General features: G+C 36.3%; 17 protein-coding genes. 8 read left to right on the top strand and 9 right to left on the bottom strand.

What is annotated here, in order from left to right; genetic code table 11:
- Window positions 1-19: 19 nt before the first annotated feature.
- Both SCA31_RS10030 and SCA31_RS10025 read right to left on the bottom strand, forming a co-directional pair.
- Entirely contained in the window at window positions 20-1,501 is a 1,482-nt protein-coding gene (locus SCA31_RS10030; RefSeq protein WP_410696837.1) for a trehalase family glycosidase, read from the bottom strand.
- Between the two features lie 2 nt (window positions 1,502-1,503).
- Complete coding sequence (locus SCA31_RS10025; RefSeq protein ID WP_410696836.1) at window positions 1,504-2,733, bottom strand: MFS transporter; 1,230 nt, start codon at window positions 2,731-2,733, stop codon at window positions 1,504-1,506.
- 123 nt (window positions 2,734-2,856) lie between these two features.
- Here SCA31_RS10025 and SCA31_RS10020 point away from each other — a divergent pair, with 123 nt between their 5' ends.
- Window positions 2,857-3,720: an AraC family transcriptional regulator gene (locus SCA31_RS10020; RefSeq protein ID WP_410696835.1), complete on the top strand. Its 864-nt coding sequence runs from the start codon at window positions 2,857-2,859 to the stop codon at window positions 3,718-3,720.
- Window positions 3,721-3,997: 277 nt separating this feature from the next.
- Here the strand turns inward: SCA31_RS10020 and SCA31_RS10015 are convergent, their stop codons facing one another.
- Window positions 3,998-4,552: a thioredoxin family protein gene (locus SCA31_RS10015; RefSeq protein ID WP_410696834.1), complete on the bottom strand. Its 555-nt coding sequence runs from the start codon at window positions 4,550-4,552 to the stop codon at window positions 3,998-4,000.
- A 156-nt stretch (window positions 4,553-4,708) separates the two neighbouring features.
- Between SCA31_RS10015 and SCA31_RS10010 the strand changes: the two genes are divergently transcribed.
- From SCA31_RS10010 to SCA31_RS09995, 4 genes are all read left to right on the top strand, one after another.
- A complete protein-coding gene (locus SCA31_RS10010) occupies window positions 4,709-5,305 on the top strand; it encodes a TetR/AcrR family transcriptional regulator (RefSeq protein WP_106914714.1) in 597 nt (198 codons plus the stop codon).
- Between the two features lie 371 nt (window positions 5,306-5,676).
- The gene (locus SCA31_RS10005) at window positions 5,677-6,837 is read left to right on the top strand and encodes an efflux RND transporter periplasmic adaptor subunit (RefSeq protein ID WP_410696832.1); all 1,161 of its coding nucleotides are present in this window, start codon (window positions 5,677-5,679) and stop codon (window positions 6,835-6,837) included.
- 140 nt (window positions 6,838-6,977) lie between these two features.
- Window positions 6,978-10,160 (top strand): efflux RND transporter permease subunit, encoded by a 3,183-nt coding sequence (locus SCA31_RS10000; protein WP_410696831.1) that lies wholly within the window; start codon window positions 6,978-6,980, stop codon window positions 10,158-10,160.
- Window positions 10,161-10,332: 172 nt separating this feature from the next.
- Window positions 10,333-11,745 (top strand): efflux transporter outer membrane subunit, encoded by a 1,413-nt coding sequence (locus SCA31_RS09995; protein ID WP_410696829.1) that lies wholly within the window; start codon window positions 10,333-10,335, stop codon window positions 11,743-11,745.
- A 190-nt stretch (window positions 11,746-11,935) separates the two neighbouring features.
- On the opposite strand, the gene miaA is transcribed toward SCA31_RS09995, so the two are convergent.
- The gene (gene miaA / locus SCA31_RS09990) at window positions 11,936-12,850 is read right to left on the bottom strand and encodes a tRNA (adenosine(37)-N6)-dimethylallyltransferase MiaA (protein WP_410696828.1); all 915 of its coding nucleotides are present in this window, start codon (window positions 12,848-12,850) and stop codon (window positions 11,936-11,938) included.
- Window positions 12,851-12,944: 94 nt separating this feature from the next.
- Between miaA and SCA31_RS09985 the strand changes: the two genes are divergently transcribed.
- The 3 genes from SCA31_RS09985 to nadA all read left to right on the top strand — a co-directional run bounded on the left by SCA31_RS09985 (window position 12,945) and on the right by nadA (window position 15,552).
- Complete coding sequence (locus tag SCA31_RS09985) at window positions 12,945-13,802, top strand: YicC family protein (RefSeq protein WP_410696827.1); 858 nt, start codon at window positions 12,945-12,947, stop codon at window positions 13,800-13,802.
- 60 nt (window positions 13,803-13,862) lie between these two features.
- Window positions 13,863-14,426 carry a guanylate kinase gene (gmk, locus tag SCA31_RS09980; protein ID WP_410696825.1) on the top strand — a complete coding sequence of 188 codons (564 nt, stop codon included), beginning with the start codon at window positions 13,863-13,865 and terminating at the stop codon, window positions 14,424-14,426.
- A 106-nt stretch (window positions 14,427-14,532) separates the two neighbouring features.
- Window positions 14,533-15,552 carry a quinolinate synthase NadA gene (gene nadA / locus SCA31_RS09975; protein WP_410696824.1) on the top strand — a complete coding sequence of 340 codons (1,020 nt, stop codon included), beginning with the start codon at window positions 14,533-14,535 and terminating at the stop codon, window positions 15,550-15,552.
- A 49-nt stretch (window positions 15,553-15,601) separates the two neighbouring features.
- On the opposite strand, the gene SCA31_RS09970 is transcribed toward nadA, so the two are convergent.
- The 5 genes from SCA31_RS09970 to SCA31_RS09950 all read right to left on the bottom strand — a co-directional run bounded on the left by SCA31_RS09970 (window position 15,602) and on the right by SCA31_RS09950 (window position 16,820).
- Complete coding sequence (locus SCA31_RS09970) at window positions 15,602-15,805, bottom strand: hypothetical protein (RefSeq protein ID WP_410696823.1); 204 nt, start codon at window positions 15,803-15,805, stop codon at window positions 15,602-15,604.
- 62 nt (window positions 15,806-15,867) lie between these two features.
- A complete protein-coding gene (locus SCA31_RS09965) occupies window positions 15,868-16,080 on the bottom strand; it encodes a hypothetical protein (protein WP_410696822.1) in 213 nt (70 codons plus the stop codon).
- A 56-nt stretch (window positions 16,081-16,136) separates the two neighbouring features.
- Window positions 16,137-16,331 (bottom strand): hypothetical protein, encoded by a 195-nt coding sequence (locus SCA31_RS09960; protein ID WP_410696821.1) that lies wholly within the window; start codon window positions 16,329-16,331, stop codon window positions 16,137-16,139.
- A 52-nt stretch (window positions 16,332-16,383) separates the two neighbouring features.
- On the bottom strand, window positions 16,384-16,554 hold the full coding sequence (locus tag SCA31_RS09955; protein WP_162926054.1) for a bacteriocin-like protein: 171 nt from the start codon (window positions 16,552-16,554) through the stop codon (window positions 16,384-16,386).
- Between the two features lie 71 nt (window positions 16,555-16,625).
- Window positions 16,626-16,820 (bottom strand): bacteriocin-like protein, encoded by a 195-nt coding sequence (locus SCA31_RS09950; protein ID WP_410696819.1) that lies wholly within the window; start codon window positions 16,818-16,820, stop codon window positions 16,626-16,628.
- Window positions 16,821-16,845 lie beyond the last annotated feature (25 nt).

The raw sequence follows: 16,845 nt of genomic DNA, 5'->3' as shown, positions 1-16,845 counted from the left end.
ATATTTTTTATTGTTAGTTTCAGTTTTGTTGTAGTTTTAAATACACTCCATTGGTCCAACCGAATCCATCCTGATTGGGGTATTCCCCGCCTCCTGCTATTGTTTCTGTATCTAATGCATTGTATTTTTCCATCAATTTCCCTGTGTTTTTATAGACTCTTTCCACATTAGAACACCAGTTATTTTTAATGTTCTCTGCCAATTCATCAAAGCCATAGTTTTTCATTGCCTTAAAGCCAATCCACTGATACGGCGCCCAGGCATTCGGTAAATCCCATTGCTGTCCAGATTTTTTGGTAGTAGTCACAAGCCCTCCCTGATATAAAAACTTCTCAGAGACAGCCTTAGCCATAGCTTCAGCCTGTTCCTTATTGGCAATCCCAAGGAATAAAGGGTAAAGAGCAGCAATATGTTCAGACGGTGTGTTTGTGTTTTTTATAATATGATAATCTCTGTAAATCTTAGTCTTTTCATCCCAGAAATAGTTATTGATCATCTGTCTTCGGCTTGCTGCTCTTTCAGTAAAATAATTTTCTTGATCTCTCAGATTCTGAAGCGCTGATGATTTTGCCAGGGTTGTTTCCAAATGCCATAAAAGGCTATTTAAATCTACCTCTGCAAGGTTCAGCGTTTCGATTGTCCGTATATGTTCGCCGTCTGCAAACCATCTGCTGGAAAAATCCCAGCCAGATTCGCAGGCGCTTCTTATGTTTCTGTAAAACTCTTCTCCTGAAGCATTTTCATGATCCTCAATATCAATTAAATAACTTTCGGGACGTGGCTCATTTTCAGCATCATAGTATCTGTTCAAAATATCGTCCTCAATGGTTTTTACCACTCGTTTAAGGCCTGAACCATTTTCCACCTCATCTTTTCCATCCATCCAGAAAGCATATTCTTTCTCTAAAGTATCGTGGTACTGAGTGTATATGGTTTCCTCATTGGTGGTTTCAACAAGAAGCTCCAGCATCAGCGAAAAGTATGGTGGTTGTGAACGGCTTAAAAAATGAGTTCTGCTTGCATTGGGTACAAATCCAACATTTTGAATAAGATAAGAACAATTTTCCACAATATTTTTCATCATTTCTACCCTGCCGGAAACCTGTAATCCAAGCATAATAAAATAACTGTCCCAATAGAAAAACTCATTGAAACGTCCACCCGGAACAATATAAGGTTTGGGTAACTTTAAAAGCGTACCTTTTTCTTCATAAGCTGTACGCGTCAGTTCATCCCAAAGCTTTTCGATATGCTGCCCAATGGGAAGATGATCTTCTTTCCGAACAGAAACTCTTGCTCCTAAAAAATCAAAATGGGTCATCACAAAATTTCTTAGGTCAAAACCATCAGAATCTTTCTCCTGCTGATATTTTGCGTTGATTTCAGCAATCGGAAATAACGGAACTGCATCGGTCATCATTTTTTGATCTTCAAAGATCTTCGACTTCTGTACCGCATTAAAAAGGACCTGAATTTCGTTGATGTAAAGTTGATTACTCATTATTATTTTTTAGGATTAATTTTTAATTTATTCATGAAAATTGCTGACGTGATCAACAATGAAAGTGGAATAAGGGATAGATAAAATGCCTGCTGCCCACTGAACTCCTGAAATACAAAGCCTGTAATGATTGAGCCTATGGTTCCTCCAATAGCAGAGAACACTACAATCAAACCGGACATTGCACTGTGTAAATACTTAGGAATGGAAGCCAGAATAACAGAGTTAATACTCGGATAAATGGGTGCCAGCAAACCTCCCATTAAGGGAAACAAATACACTACCAGTGGAGCGTTTAGCCAATTTGTATGGGTATCAATATGAATATCGTGCGTCAACGGTAAAACCAAAAGCAGGCTTATAGCAAAACCTATTACACAGAATGAAACCACATAAATCCAGTTGAATTTCTTGGAAAAGAAGCCTGATAAAAATCTTCCCAAAGCAAAGGCTCCTGCCAGTACAGCTCCTGCCTGAATACTCATTGAGGTTGGAACCTTTAGGATCTCTTTATAGAATGTGGGTGTCCATGTCTGGAAACTCTGCTCTACCAATACAAAAAGGAATGCACACAGTAAAAAGAACAATACTTTTTTATAACTGAACAGGCTGATACTGTTTTTTACATCACCCAATAAATCAGTTTTCTCACTTTTCGCCTCCCTTTCATTTAGTTTTGAAAAGAATAAAAACAGAAATGATAGTGTTGAAAGAACTCCCAATACCCAATACACATTCAGCCAGTGCGTAGATTTTGGATTATGATCATCAATATATAAACTGAATAAAACATTTCCCGCCAACACTCCAATCATGAAAAATCCCTCTAAGAATCCCATGAAGCTTGAATGCTCCTTATCTGTTTCTGTAACCAACCCTATGGAAGTAAAAACAGATATTTTAATCAGGGCAAAGGAAACTCCTACAATGGCAAATAGTAATTTAAATACCCAAAAACTATTCGTAAACGGCATCACAAAACACATACAGCTTACTAAAAACAAAGCAATAAGCATGGATTTTTTGATTCCAATTTTGGGAAGAAATGAAGCCAGAATGAATGAGCAGATTGCAATGGGAAGATCTTTAAATCCCTCCAATATGCTGGCAGATGATTTTGAAATTCCAAAGTTCTGCTGCACCTGCAAAATAACCGTTCCCACAGAATTCAAAAGAATTGCGAAAACAAAATAGTTCAAAAACAAAACCGCCTTTATATTGAAATTTTTCATCCAGATCATTTCTTGTCGGCTAAGATAGAAGCATTTGTGTTAACGATAATTTAACACAATAAATCAATATTTGAACAATATTAATATAATTAGTATTTTTAGTGATTAAATATGATTAATTAAATGAAAGTTACTTTTGAAAGGGTAATTCCCAATGAGAAAAGCTCTTTCCGCACGATTCATAATAACTCCCCTATTTCGGAATTCAAATGGGAATATCATTATCATCCCGAAATTGAGCTTGTCTGTGTAATTTCCGGGAGTGGAACCCGCCATGTGGGCTATCATAAAAGCAATTATACGAACGGAGATCTTGTACTGATAGGCACCAATATTCCACATTCAGGATTTGGGTTAAACTCTATTGATCCGCATGAGGAAATTGTACTGCAATTCAAGGAAGAGATTCTTCAGTTTCCTCAACAAGAAGTTGAAGCCTTATCTATCAAAAACTTGCTTGAACTTTCTAAATATGGTATTCATTTTCATCATAAGGTAAAAAAAGCAATGCTTCCGAAGCTAAAGCTTATGCTTGAATCTGAAGGGTATAAAAGATATCTGCTGCTGCTGGAAATACTTTTTGAACTGTCTAAGTGTAAGGATTATGATCTTTTGAATAAGGAAATTATGCCCTACACCATTATTTCAAAGAATAAAACCCGCCTTGAAAATATTTTCACCTATGTAGAACACCATTATGATAAAGAAATCAATATTGAAGAAATGGCCAGGCTCGCCAATCTCACCTTACCTGCCTTTTGTAATTTCTTTAAAAAAGCAACCCAGATTACCTTTACCGAATTTGTGAACCGCTATCGGATTAATAAAGCATGTCTGCTGATGGTACAAGATAAATCCATTTCAGAATGCAGCTATAGCTGTGGTTTTAACAATGTGACTTACTTCAATAGAATGTTTAAAAAATATACTGCGAAAACACCTTCTGAGTTTATCAAGGATTATTCTCATAATAAGGTGAATGTGTAATGAGACCACGTTACTTCTTTTATATGGTATAAAAGTGGATGGATAAACTCAACGTTCTATTTGGAATTCTATAGAAATCCAAATGACTTTATTTTAAATTTTACGCGAATTTCGCAGATGTTTACGTATAAAATTCCCACAGTAACAAATCTGCATAACCTCCTAAATCTGCGAGAATAATAATCAGTAAAATCAGAGCGATCTGTAGGGAATAAAAAAGCTGTTCTTTAAAAAGAACAGCTCAGTATTATACTAGTAAGAATTAGTAATCAGAAAGTTATTTCCATTTAATATTACATCCCATACTTGGTCTTTGAATTTCTTCCTGTGGTTCCCCAATTAAAAGATTTTCAAAGGCAATAATTAAATCTTCTCCGGTTACATCCTTATTATTTCCAGGTCTTGAATCATCCATCTGACCTCTGTAAACAAGGTCCAGTTTATCATCAAAGAAATAAAAATCTGGTGTACACGCTGCATCATATGCTTTTGCTACTGCCTGACTCTCGTCGAATAAATAAGGGAAATCAAAATTTCTATCGATTTGAAACTCGATCATTTTCTCAGGAGAATCTGCAGGATATTTTTCAATATCATTAGCATTAATCGCGATGAATTCAATTCCTTTTTCATTATAGTCTTCGTATAATTCATTGATCTTATCGATCACGTGAAGAACAAACGGACAGTGGTTGCACATGAAGATCACCAATGTTCCTTTTTCTCCTTTCAGTTCTTCTAAAGACTGAAGTTCATTCGTTTTTGACGGGTTTGGAAGCTCAAAAAACGGAGCCTTTGTACCTAATGCCAACATATTTGAGGGAGTATTCATATCCTTTTTTCTTTAGTTCACAAAGATAAAAATTTCTTTTATTAATAGACTATTCAGGAATTTATAAACTTTCGTTAAATGTTAAAATTAAAATAACCCTTGGAAGATAACCTTAAAAGTTTGTAGTTTTGCTAACACTGTTAGTAAACAAATATCATGGGTCTACATGAACGTCGTCAAAGAGAAAAAGAATCCATTCGTGCAAATATCTTGCAGGCTGCATTCACTTTGGCCAAAACTGAAGGCTGGGCATCACTTTCTATGCGTAAAATAGCAGACGCTATTGAATACAGCGCACCGGTGGTGTATGATTATTTTGAAAATAAAGAAGCTATTTTATTTGAAATTTCATTAGATGGCTTTCACAAGTTACATATAGAATTACTAAAAGCACAGCAGAAACACAACACTCCGGAAGAGCAACTTGTTGCCATTGTGGATGCGTATTGGAGCTTTGCTTTTAAGAATAAGGAATATTACCAGCTTATGTTTGGTTTGGGAATGCAATGCTGCGGAAAAGGACAGATGAAGAAAGAATTCTCATCATTCCAGGAGCTGATTTATGAGTGTACTGCGAGCATTATCAAAAAAAATGGATCAAATCCTGATAATGCATGTCATATGTCTCATGCGCTGTTCTCGGCGGTACACGGAATGATTTCCATTATGATGATGCGTACGGCAGATATTCCTTCTACAATGAATAAATCGGCTTTGGATGAAACTGTTTCGTCTTTTATTAAGTCTTTATAATATTTTTTTGAACTAAAAATTAACACCGTTAGGAAATTTAACACTGAATTAATATACACAATTCATTTAAACCTAATAAAAAAACAAAATCATTTATGTAGAATCTTAACCCATTCATTTGTTAAAAGTAACGATTTTTTCTTTTAAAATTAACACTGTTAGCAAAAATAACACACATTACACCTCACATCTTCATATACTTAAACATTTAAAAAACAATTTCAATTATGGAAATTATCGATCTGATCGGACATTAAAAATTCTGTAATTTTTTTTGAACAAATTATTAACACTGTTAGGAAAAAAAACAGCATTTATTAAAAAGAAACATTACTTAAATCTAACACTTTATTAAAAAAATTAAACCCACAATGAAAATACCTGGAAAAACAAGGTTTATTGTACTTATATCAATTATAATTCTTTTACAGAGCTGCACCAAGGCTGCGGAAGGATCCAATGCCGCACCTCCAGCTCCAGAACTTCCGGTTTATACCGTTATCAGCTCTCCTGCTACCATTTATCAAGAATTACCAACCGCTTTGGAAGGAAAAAATAATGTGGAAATAAGATCGCAGGTAGATGGATATCTTGATAGAATTTATGTAGAGGAAGGGGCTTATGTAAGAGCCGGACAGCCTTTATTTAAGATAGATTCAAGAAGCTATGGCGAGCAGATGAATATGGCACAAGCTAATCTTCAGGCAGCTAATGCCAATATACAGAAAGCAAAAGTAGAGGTTGACAGACTTCAGCCACTGGTAACTGCCAAAGTAGTATCTGATGTACAGCTTAAAACGGCAAAAGCCAATTATGAAGCTGCCGTTGCCGCTGCCTCACAGGCAAGAGCATCAGTAGGAAGCGCAAAGATTAATGTAGGATTTACAACCATTACAGCACCTGTAAGTGGGTATATTGGAAGAATTCCCTATAAAAAAGGAAGTTTAATCTCCAGAACAGATCCTAATCCATTGACTTTATTGTCAGACATCAGTGAAATCTATGCATACTTCTCTCTAAGTGAACTTGATTTTATTGCTTTTCAAAATAAGTACCCGGGGGCTACTTTGGATGAGAAGCTGAAAAATATGCCGATGGTAGAACTGGTAATCGCTGACAATAGTACTTATCCTGAAAAGGGAAAATTAAGTATTGTAGACGGACAGTTTGACAAAACTACAGGATCCATCAGTGTACGTGCAGTTTTCCCTAATGCAAACGGAACTTTGAGAACCGGTAATACAGGAAGAATACGTATGCCGCAGCTTATTTCAAATGCAGTAATTATTCCTCAGGAATCTACTTTTGAAATTCAGGATAAAACCTATGTCTATGTAATGGGTAAAGATCAGAAAGTGACTGGAAAACCCATCAAGATCTCAGGAAAAACAGATAGCTATTACTTTATTTCTGAAGGACTTTCGCCGGGAGACAAAATTGTATATACGGGAATTGGTAGTCTGAAAGATGGAGCCTCCATTAAAGCGAAAGCAATCTCTTCTGATAGTTTATTAAGAGCAAAGCCTTTGTAATAGATATCAATATGATTATTTAAGAGCAGTTTAAACGCCATTCTTTTTAACACTTAATTACCTGAAATAATGACTATTATATTGATTAAGAATAGTAAGTGTTTAAAAAAGTTTAAACAACATTAAAAAATAAACTTCTTATGTTAAAACAATTTATAGAAAGACCGGTCCTTTCAACGGTCATCTCCATAATACTCTTATTATTGGGAGCCTTGTCTCTCTTTAATTTACCTATTGCCCTCTTTCCGGACATTGCTCCGCCGAGTGTTCAGGTAACGGCTTTTTATCCGGGAGCAAATGCTGAGGTAGTGGCTCGTTCTGTAGCAACACCCATTGAGGAAGCAGTGAACGGGGTTGAAAATATGACCTACATGACCTCTAACTCGAGTAATGACGGTACCATGACATTGAGCGTTTTCTTCAAGCAGGGATCTGATCCTGATAACGCAGCTGTAAACGTACAAAACCGTGTATCCAAGGCAATGAGTCAGCTTCCTCAGGAAGTAGTACAAGCGGGAATTTCTACGCAGAAAGTTCAGAATAGTATGATTATGTTCATGGGGTTATCCAGTGAGGACCCGAAACAATATGATGAACTTTTCTTACAGAATTACCTTAAGATCAACGTAATTCCACAGATTCAGCGTATTCCGGGGGTTGCACAGGCGCAGGTTTTCGGAACTAGAGATTATTCCATGAGAATCTGGCTAAAACCAGATAGACTGGCTGCCAACAATCTTTCTCCACAGGAAGTTTTGAATGCCATTAAAGACCACAACCTTGAGGCCGCTCCAGGACGTCTTGGACAAGGGAGTAAAGAAACTTACGAATATATCCTTAAATATAAAGGAAAACTGAACAAAGGCGAAGATTACGAAAGTATTGCCATTAAAGCAAATAGTGACGGATCATTCCTTAGATTAAAAGATGTTGCAAGAGTAGAATTTGGTTCTTACACCTATACTGCCACCAACAGAGTAGACGGAAAACCTGTTGCCGGATTTGCCATTCTTCAAACTGCAGGTTCAAACGCCAATGAGATCCTTACTGAAATTGAAAAGCAAGTAAAAGTAATGGAAACTTCTCTTCCAAAAGGAGTGAAACCCATTATCATGTATAATTCCAAGGATTTCCTTGATGCCTCTATCCATCAGGTAGTAGAAACATTGGTGATTGCATTTATATTGGTATTTATTGTAGTATTTATTTTCCTTCAGGATTTCAGATCTACTTTAATTCCTGCCATTGCAGTTCCGGTAGCCATTATTGGTACATTCTTCTTCCTGCAATTATTTGGTTTCAGTATTAATATGCTTACGCTGTTTGCATTGGTATTGGCCATTGGTATTGTAGTGGATGATGCCATTGTAGTGGTGGAAGCCGTCCATTCTAAAATGGAACAAACAGGAATGCCTGTGGAACAAGCCACCATAAATTCTATGAGTGAAATTTCCGGAGCTATTATTTCCATTACATTGGTAATGTGTGCGGTATTTATTCCTGTAGGCTTTATGCAAGGTCCTGCAGGGGTTTTCTACAGACAGTTTGCCTTTACACTGGCCATTGCTATTTTGATTTCAGCAGTGAATGCATTGACATTGAGTCCTGCTTTATGTGCGCTTTTCCTTAATGATCCGCAGGGAGAACATGGTGAGCATGGTCATAAAAAAGGTTTTGGAGCAAGATTCTTCAACGCATTTAATGCGAGCTTCAATAACATGACCAGAAAATATATTTACAGCCTTAAATTTTTAATTAAAAATAAATGGGTTGCCATCGGAGGTCTTATTGTGATTACTGCAGTCAGTATATTTATGATTAAAAAAGCTCCTTCTGGATTTATTCCGACAGAAGACCAGGGATTCGTATTATATGCGGTCAATACTCCTCCGGGAAGCTCACTGGAAAGAACACATAATGCAACTGCACAAATTGATAAAATCATTAACGGAGAAAAAGCAACCAATCACCTTTGGGTAGCAGACGGGATGAACTTCATCAGTAATGCTAATGCTTCGCCTTATTCTGCAGGTTTCATCAAGCTTAAAGATTATGATAAACGTGGTGACATGAAAGATCCTGATCAGATTGCAGCTACGTTGACAGGTAAAGTAAGCCAGGTAAAGGATGCCAATGCATTCTTCTTCAACTTCCCAACAATTCAGGGATTTGGTAACGTTTCCGGTTTTGAATTTATGCTTCAGGATAAAACCAACGGTTCTTTTGAACAATTGGGAACTACAACGCAACAATTCATTGGAGAATTGATGAAGCGTCCTGAAATTGCGTTTGCATTTACCACTTATGCAGCCGGAAATCCACAATACACCATTGATGTAGATACAGATAAAGCCAATCAGTTAGGAGTTTCTGTTACAGAACTAATGCAAACCATGCAGATTTATTACGGAAGTAGCTTTGTTTCAGATTTCAACAGATTTGGTAAGTATTACAGAGTAATGGCACAGGCAGATATTCCTTATCGTACAGATATCAATTCTTTGGAAGGAATCTATGTGAAAAATAAATCAGGAGAAATGGTTCCTGCTAAAACCTTGGTTACCTTAAAAAGAACCTTTGGCCCTGAAACCGTAACCAGAAATAACTTATTCAACGCGGTAACCATCAATGGTACTCCAAAACCTGGGTACAGTACCGGAGATGCCATCAAAGCAGTAGAAGAAGTAGCCAAACAATCACTTCCGAGAGGCTATGGCTATGAGTGGACAGGGATTACCCGTGAAGAAATTAAAACCGGTGGACAAACTACATTCATCTTCCTTTTAAGTATTCTTTTTGTTTACTTCCTATTGGCTGCACAGTACGAAAGCTACATTCTTCCGTTTGCCATTATCTTAACTATTCCAACGGGAATCTTTGGGGTATTTGCCTTCACAGGACTGGCAGGGATTGATAATAACATCTATGTACAGGTTGGATTGATCATGCTGGTCGGATTATTGGCAAAAAATGCCATCCTGATTGTAGAATTTGCCGTCCAGAGAAGAAAAGCAGGAAGATCATTAATTGAGTCTGCTCTTCAGGCTTCAAGATTACGTCTAAGACCAATTTTGATGACTTCTTTTGCCTTTATCGTCGGGATGCTTCCATTGGTATGGACACAAGGAGCTTCCGCAAAAGGGAATCACTCCATCGGTTATAGTACAGTAGGTGGAATGCTTACAGGAGTTGTATTCGGAATTTTTATTATTCCGGTAATGTATGTGGTCTTCCAGTATCTGCATGAAAAAATGCCGAGCAGAAAGAAGAAAAGACTTCTGAAAAAACAAATGGAGCAAGAACTTTCAACTGCTACTCACTAATAAAAATGAATTACAAAAACTTAGAGAAAATTTTAAGAGCACAAAAGATTACCTATTTTCTTATCTGTTCTTAATTGGTTTAGAAAAGCTAAATATTTTCTCCTACTAAAGACAATTTTTGCATCAACAGAAACCTCTCTAAGTTTTGTATTCAATTAAAAGTTTAAAAACTATGAAAAGAGTAAAAAATATTATTCTAACATTTGCGCTGGCTATAGGATCTGTTTCGTGTGTGTCAAAACTGGCATATACGGAGCCGGATCTCCCGCTTCCGGAAAAGTTCCAGTACACAGCAACTGCCGATACAGCAAGCATTGCCAATCTGGAATGGAAACAATTCTTCAATGATCCTATTTTGCAGGGATTGATTGAAAAGGGAATTAAAAATAATTATGATCTTCAAATTGCCTTAAAACAGGTTGCTTCTTCACAGGAAAAACTAAAGCAGGCAAAATATATGCAATATCCGGACGTTGGCTTCGGAGTAGCTGCACAGATTTCAAAACCATCCAAAAACAGTATGAATGGGCAGAGCTTAAATTTATTTTTAGGACAAAGCCATGTTGAAGATTATAACGCTGCATTCAACTTATCTTGGGAGGCTGATATTTGGGGAAAGATTAAAAATCAGCAGGAAGTTTCAAGAATGCAATATCTACAAACTTACGAAGGTTCAAAAGCTATCCAGACGCAGGTGATTGCAGCTATTGCACAAGGATACTACAATCTTTTGATGCTTGACAAACAATTAGGTATTGCAAAATCCAATCTCGAATTAAGCAGTAACACCCTAATGATTACACAAAAAATGTGGGAAAGTGGTGATACAACCTCTTTGGGAGTACAACAGGCTGCAGCTCAGAAACAGGCAACAGAACTTCTGATCTCTCAATTGGAACAAAATATTGCCATTCAAGAAAATGCTTTAAGTATTTTAGTAGGTGAAACACCTAATAAAGTGAATAGAACTATTGAAATGTCTGACACTTCCCTTCCTCAAAATATTTCTGCAGGACTTCCTGCGGCTATGGTAAGCAGAAGACCTGATGTACGTCAGCAGGAACTGGTCTTATTAGAATCAAATGCCATGGTAGGAATTGCGCAGGCCAATATGTATCCTGCATTAAAAATCACAGCAAATGGAGGGGTTAACTCATTCAAAATTGATAATTGGTTTCAAATTCCGGCATCATTATTTGGATCTGTTTTAGGAGGAATTACTCAGCCTATTTTCCAGAAAAGACAGTTAAAAACAGATTTAACGGTTGCTAAAATTCAAAGAGAGAAAAATGTCTTGGCTTTCCGTCAATCAGTATTGAATGCTGTTGGTGAAGTTTCTGATGCTCTGGTTTCTAATGAAAATTTAAAAATTCAGGAACAAAAAGCTACAGAGCAGTCTACTACATTGAAAGATGGAATTAAAAGTGCACAGCTTCTTTACAGAGGAGGTTCAGCCAATTATCTGGAGGTAATTACCGCACAAGGAAATTCTCTTCAGGCCGAGTTGAATCTTGCTTCCATTAAGAGACAAAGATTAAGCAGCATTGTAGATCTATACAGAGCGCTGGGTGGCGGTTGGAAGTAGTAAATTTAATTATATTGTTTGAGGTGCGGTTCTTTACAGGACCGCATTTTTTACAATTAGCACCCAACCTATTAAAAATATTTTGTGTTGAATGGGTAGAAAAGTAAAGACTTTTAGAACAATTTAACAGCAGCCATTTTATCGGAGGTAAAAAATTGCATCTTTGCGATGGCCAACAAAAAATAAACAATTATTTCTGAAATTGATCATCAATCCACAAAATCAAATTTTCAAAGTCTTGTTGAGAATATCCCAGTTGCAAATAATGAATATCATCCGCTCTTCTATACCAGGTCAATTGACGTTTGGCATATCTGCGGCTGTTCTTTTTAATTTCTGAAACCGCAAAATCAAGATCCCATTCCCCATCAAAATACTTGAATAGTTCTGAGTACCCAACCGTGTTCAAAGCAGTCAGACCTTTAAATTTTTCCAACCCCTTAACCTCATCCAAAAGACCTTTCTCCATCATAATATCAACCCTGCGATTGATCCTGTCGTACAATTCTTCTCTGGGCGCTTCAATTCCAATCCTAATAACATTAAAATCTCTAGAGTCTTGAGAAACCGCTATCTGTTCAGAATATTTTTTGTTGGTTTGCCAGATCACGTCAATGGCGCGCAGAAGTCTTCGGTGATTGTGAATATCTACCACCTCAGCATATTCGGGATCCAGATCCTTTACAATTTTCTGAAGTTTTTCAATTCCCTCCTGCTCCAAAAGTTTCTGAAGTTTTTCCTGATTTTCAGCATCAGCTTCCGGCAGATCATTCAATCCCTCAATGATGGCTTTTTCATACATCATACTTCCGCCGACAAGAATTACGGTGTTATAATTTTTAAAAAGTTCATTAAGCTTTTGTAGGGCATCTTCTTCGTATTGCCCAATAGAATAGTAATCTTCTACTGAAAGATTTCCAATAAAATGATGAGTTGCTTCTGCCAATTCCTCTTCAGAAGGAGATGCGGTTCCTATTTTCATTTCCTTAAAGAACTGCCGGGAATCACAGGAAACAATCTCAGTATTGAAATGTTTTGCCAGATCAATTGCCAGTTTCGTTTTACCTATTCCGGTGGGACCTACTACAGAAATTAGATTTTTCATCAGTTCACGTTCATTATTTTATGGGTCAGATGAAATCTTTACAGATTTCACAGTGCTAATTTAAATGTTTATCTTTGTAGAACAATAAAAAACTATGATTTTATCAATGACTGGCTTCGGTAGAGCCGAAGGTGTTTTTGAAGGAAAAAAAATAACAATAGATATTAAATCATTGAACAGCAAGAGCTTTGATTTAAATATCAAAATTCCTTTACGCTATAAAGAAAAAGAATTTGAAATCAGAAAAATTCTTAATGATAGAATTATCCGTGGAAAAGTAGACTGCTACGTCAACCTGGAAAACCTTGAAGAGTCCAATGATGTGAAGATTAATAAGAGTTTAATTGAATCTTATGTCAATGAACTTAAAAACATTGCATCAGACGGACCTGATTTCGAATATCTAAAAATGGCAGTTAGACTTCCTGATGCCATTACATCAAGACCTGATGAACTTACAGAAGGTGAATGGGAGTCGTTAGCAAAAATCGTTAATGCTGCTGTTGATAGATTTGAAGAATTCAGAAAAACTGAGGGGAGTATTTTACACGAAGAACTGAACAGAAATATTCAAAATATTGATAAATATCTGGGTGAAGTGATTCCTTTTGAAGAAGAAAGAATCGTGAGTGTAAAAGAACGTTATCAAAAGTCTCTGAAGGAATTCGAAAATGTGGATGAAACTCGTTTTTATCAGGAAATGGCTTACTTCACAGAAAAATTGGACATTTCAGAAGAAAAGGTAAGACTTACCCAGCATTTGAAATACTATAAGGAAGTAATGGACAATGAATCTTTCAACGGTAAAAAACTGGGCTTTATTTCTCAGGAAATCGGAAGAGAGATCAATACATTAGGTTCCAAAGCCAACCATGCTGAAATCCAGAAGTTGGTAGTGATGATGAAAGATGATTTGGAAAAAATTAAAGAACAAACGTTAAACGTATTATAAATAGTTGATTGTTGACAGCAAGGATAAACTCCCATTTGTCAACCGGCAACTGAGAACTCTATGGATAAGGTAATTATATTTTCAGCACCGTCTGGAAGCGGAAAAACTACATTGGTAAAACATTCTCTGGAAACATTTCCTGAACTTGAATTTTCAATTTCCTGTACTACGAGACAGCCAAGAGGAAGTGAAACTCATGCAGTGGACTATCATTTTTTATCTCCTGATGAATTCAGACAGAAAATTTCAGAAGATGCTTTTGTAGAGTATGAGGAAGTATATACTGATAAATATTACGGTACTTTAAAATCTGAAGTGGAAAAGATCTGGAATCTGGGAAAAGTTGTTATTTTTGATGTAGACGTAAAAGGAGGAATTTCCTTAAAAAAATACTTCGGTGAAAAGGCATTGTCTATTTTTATAGAACCCCCTTCCATTGAGGAACTGGAACGAAGATTGATTACAAGGAATACAGATGATGCAGAAACCATCAAAACCCGTGTAGAAAAGGCAGAAGAAGAAATGTCTTATGCTGGCGAGTTTGATAAGATCGTGATTAATTCTGATCTGGATGAAGCTAAAAAAGAAATAGAAAGTTTAATAAAAAGTTTTATCAACAATTAATGGGTGGAATATGGAGGTCAGAAAATGGAAGTAATATACTCCCATTCTTATCTAACTTCTAATTTCTAATCTCTAATTTCTGATAATAAAAAACATTGAGGTTGATATGAGTACCGAAACATTAGAAAAAGCTAAATCTGCAATTCCTGTAAAAGGATTTCTGGATATAAAAGATATAGCAATTCCTCAGGGAGAAGAATTGGTAAAAGCCATTCTAAAACTTAAGGAAGAAAAAAATGCTGTAATCCTTGCGCATTATTACCAACCGGGAGAAATTCAGGATATCGCTGATTTCCTTGGAGATTCCCTACAATTGGCAAGACAGGCAAAGGATACCAATGCTGACATGATTGTATTCTGCGGAGTACACTTCATGGCGGAAGCCGCCAAAATTCTAAACCCAACTAAAAAAGTAGTTCTTCCTGATACTATGGCCGGATGCTCTCTTGCAGACGGATGTTCAGGTGAAGGGTTAAGAAAAATGCGTGAACAGCATCCTAACGCCTTAATTGCAACTTACATCAATTGTAATGCTGAAACCAAGGCGGAAAGTGATATCATCGTAACAAGCTCAAATGCTGAAACAGTGATTGAAGCCCTACCTACTGACAGACCTATCATTTTTGCTCCGGATAAAAACCTTGGAAGATATTTATCTAAAAAAACGGGTCGTGACATGATCCTTTGGGATGGAAGCTGTGTAGTTCACGAAGCATTTTCAATGGAAAGAATTGCTAAGCAACTGGCAGAAAATCCGGATGCCAAAATGATTGCACACCCAGAAAGTGAAGAAGCTGTTTTAAAACTGGCTCACTTTATTGGTTCCACTTCTGCTCTACTAAACTTTGTAGAGAAAGACGATTGTCAAAAATTCATCATTGCCACTGAAGAAGGTATTCTTCACGAAATGAGAAAACGCGCACCACATAAAGAATTAATTCCAGCTCTAGTTTTTGACGAAAGCTGTAACTGTTCTGAGTGTTTCTACATGAAGCGTAATACGATGGAAAAATTGTACTTATGTATGAAGTACGAACTTCCTGAAATTCTTATCGACGAAGAATTAAGATTAAGAGCATTAAAGCCAATTGAGGCAATGCTTGATCTTTCTAAAAGTATAAAATAAATTAAAGCACTGTTTTCACAGTGCTTTTTTATTTCAATTCATGGGTCTATTAAGAAACTCCTCCATCCATACACTCTATGCTTACAATAACACACATTTTGCAGCGGAAAGGAAGCGTATGATAGGCATCACATGGAGCATCATTGGGACCGTTCCCATAAGTAGTATTTCTAGGACATCCGCTACAGCTTGCTCCTGCTGCCCCATTTAATAATTCAAGCTCTTTTCTGTTTAATTTCTTTAAATTTTTCATAGTTGTTTTAATTTTTTGTTTTAAATATTTGACTCTTCTTAAAAATGAAGTAATCTTAATCTTTAATTATAGAAATCGGAATAATCAGGACCATAGCAATCTGCGCTTACATCTACACAGTTTCTACAGTTTGGAGATAATGCCCAATAGCTGAAACAGCTATTGGTATACTCTGGACCATCTCCATAATTTCCTCCTGTGGGGCAACCGGAACATCCTGCTACGCCCTTACCATTGATACTCTTCAGTTCTGTTCGTGATAATAGCTTTCTCATTGTAAATTCTGGAATTAATTGATACTATTTTAATGATTAAAAGATTGATCATGATATCAATCTCTAAAACAAGATATACTCACCCCTACACAATGTCTCTCTCTGCAATAATCAGGTAATGCAAAATAGTTTTCACAGGTCCCGTTATATTCAGGTCCCGGTCCATAGATATTCTGACTAGGGCATCCGTTACAAATAGATGCATTGGATCCTTTAATAGTCTTCAAACTGTTTCTAGATAACTTTTTCATACTATTTACTTTTATGAATTAAACTTATTGTAAGTACAGAATAGGTACTTCATTATAATTTAGGATCATAGCAAGTTCCACCCGGTTTTAAGGAGCATCCCCATCTTCCACCTCCTTTGAAGCAGACAAACTGTGCACCTCCACAAGCTTCTATTTGCATGTCTGTAACACCTCCATTGATGGTTTTCTTTTGTTCTCTTGATAATTTTTTAATTGCTTTCATGATATTTTAATTTTGATGTTAATGAGAAGCATAGAACATTATTTTACAATGCTGTTCTATACCTTAAAGAATTAATAAGGACCAAAACAATCCATGCTTACCAGCACTCTTAGTTTACAACACTCTGGTAGGCCCATAAACTCTCCACATGATTTTGGTTCATTCGGACCATAAGGACCCGGAGGACACGACTCATTACAATGTCCTATTCCTCCTCCATTAATTGATTTTAGGTTCTGTCTGTTAATCTTTTTTGAATTTTTCATGATTAATTTTAATTATAGTTTGAAT

The sequence above is a fragment of the Chryseobacterium sp. SIMBA_028 genome, assembly GCF_046535285.1.
GTDB lineage: Bacteria > Bacteroidota > Bacteroidia > Flavobacteriales > Weeksellaceae > Chryseobacterium.
This window is presented reverse-complemented; position numbering and strand designations above follow the sequence as displayed.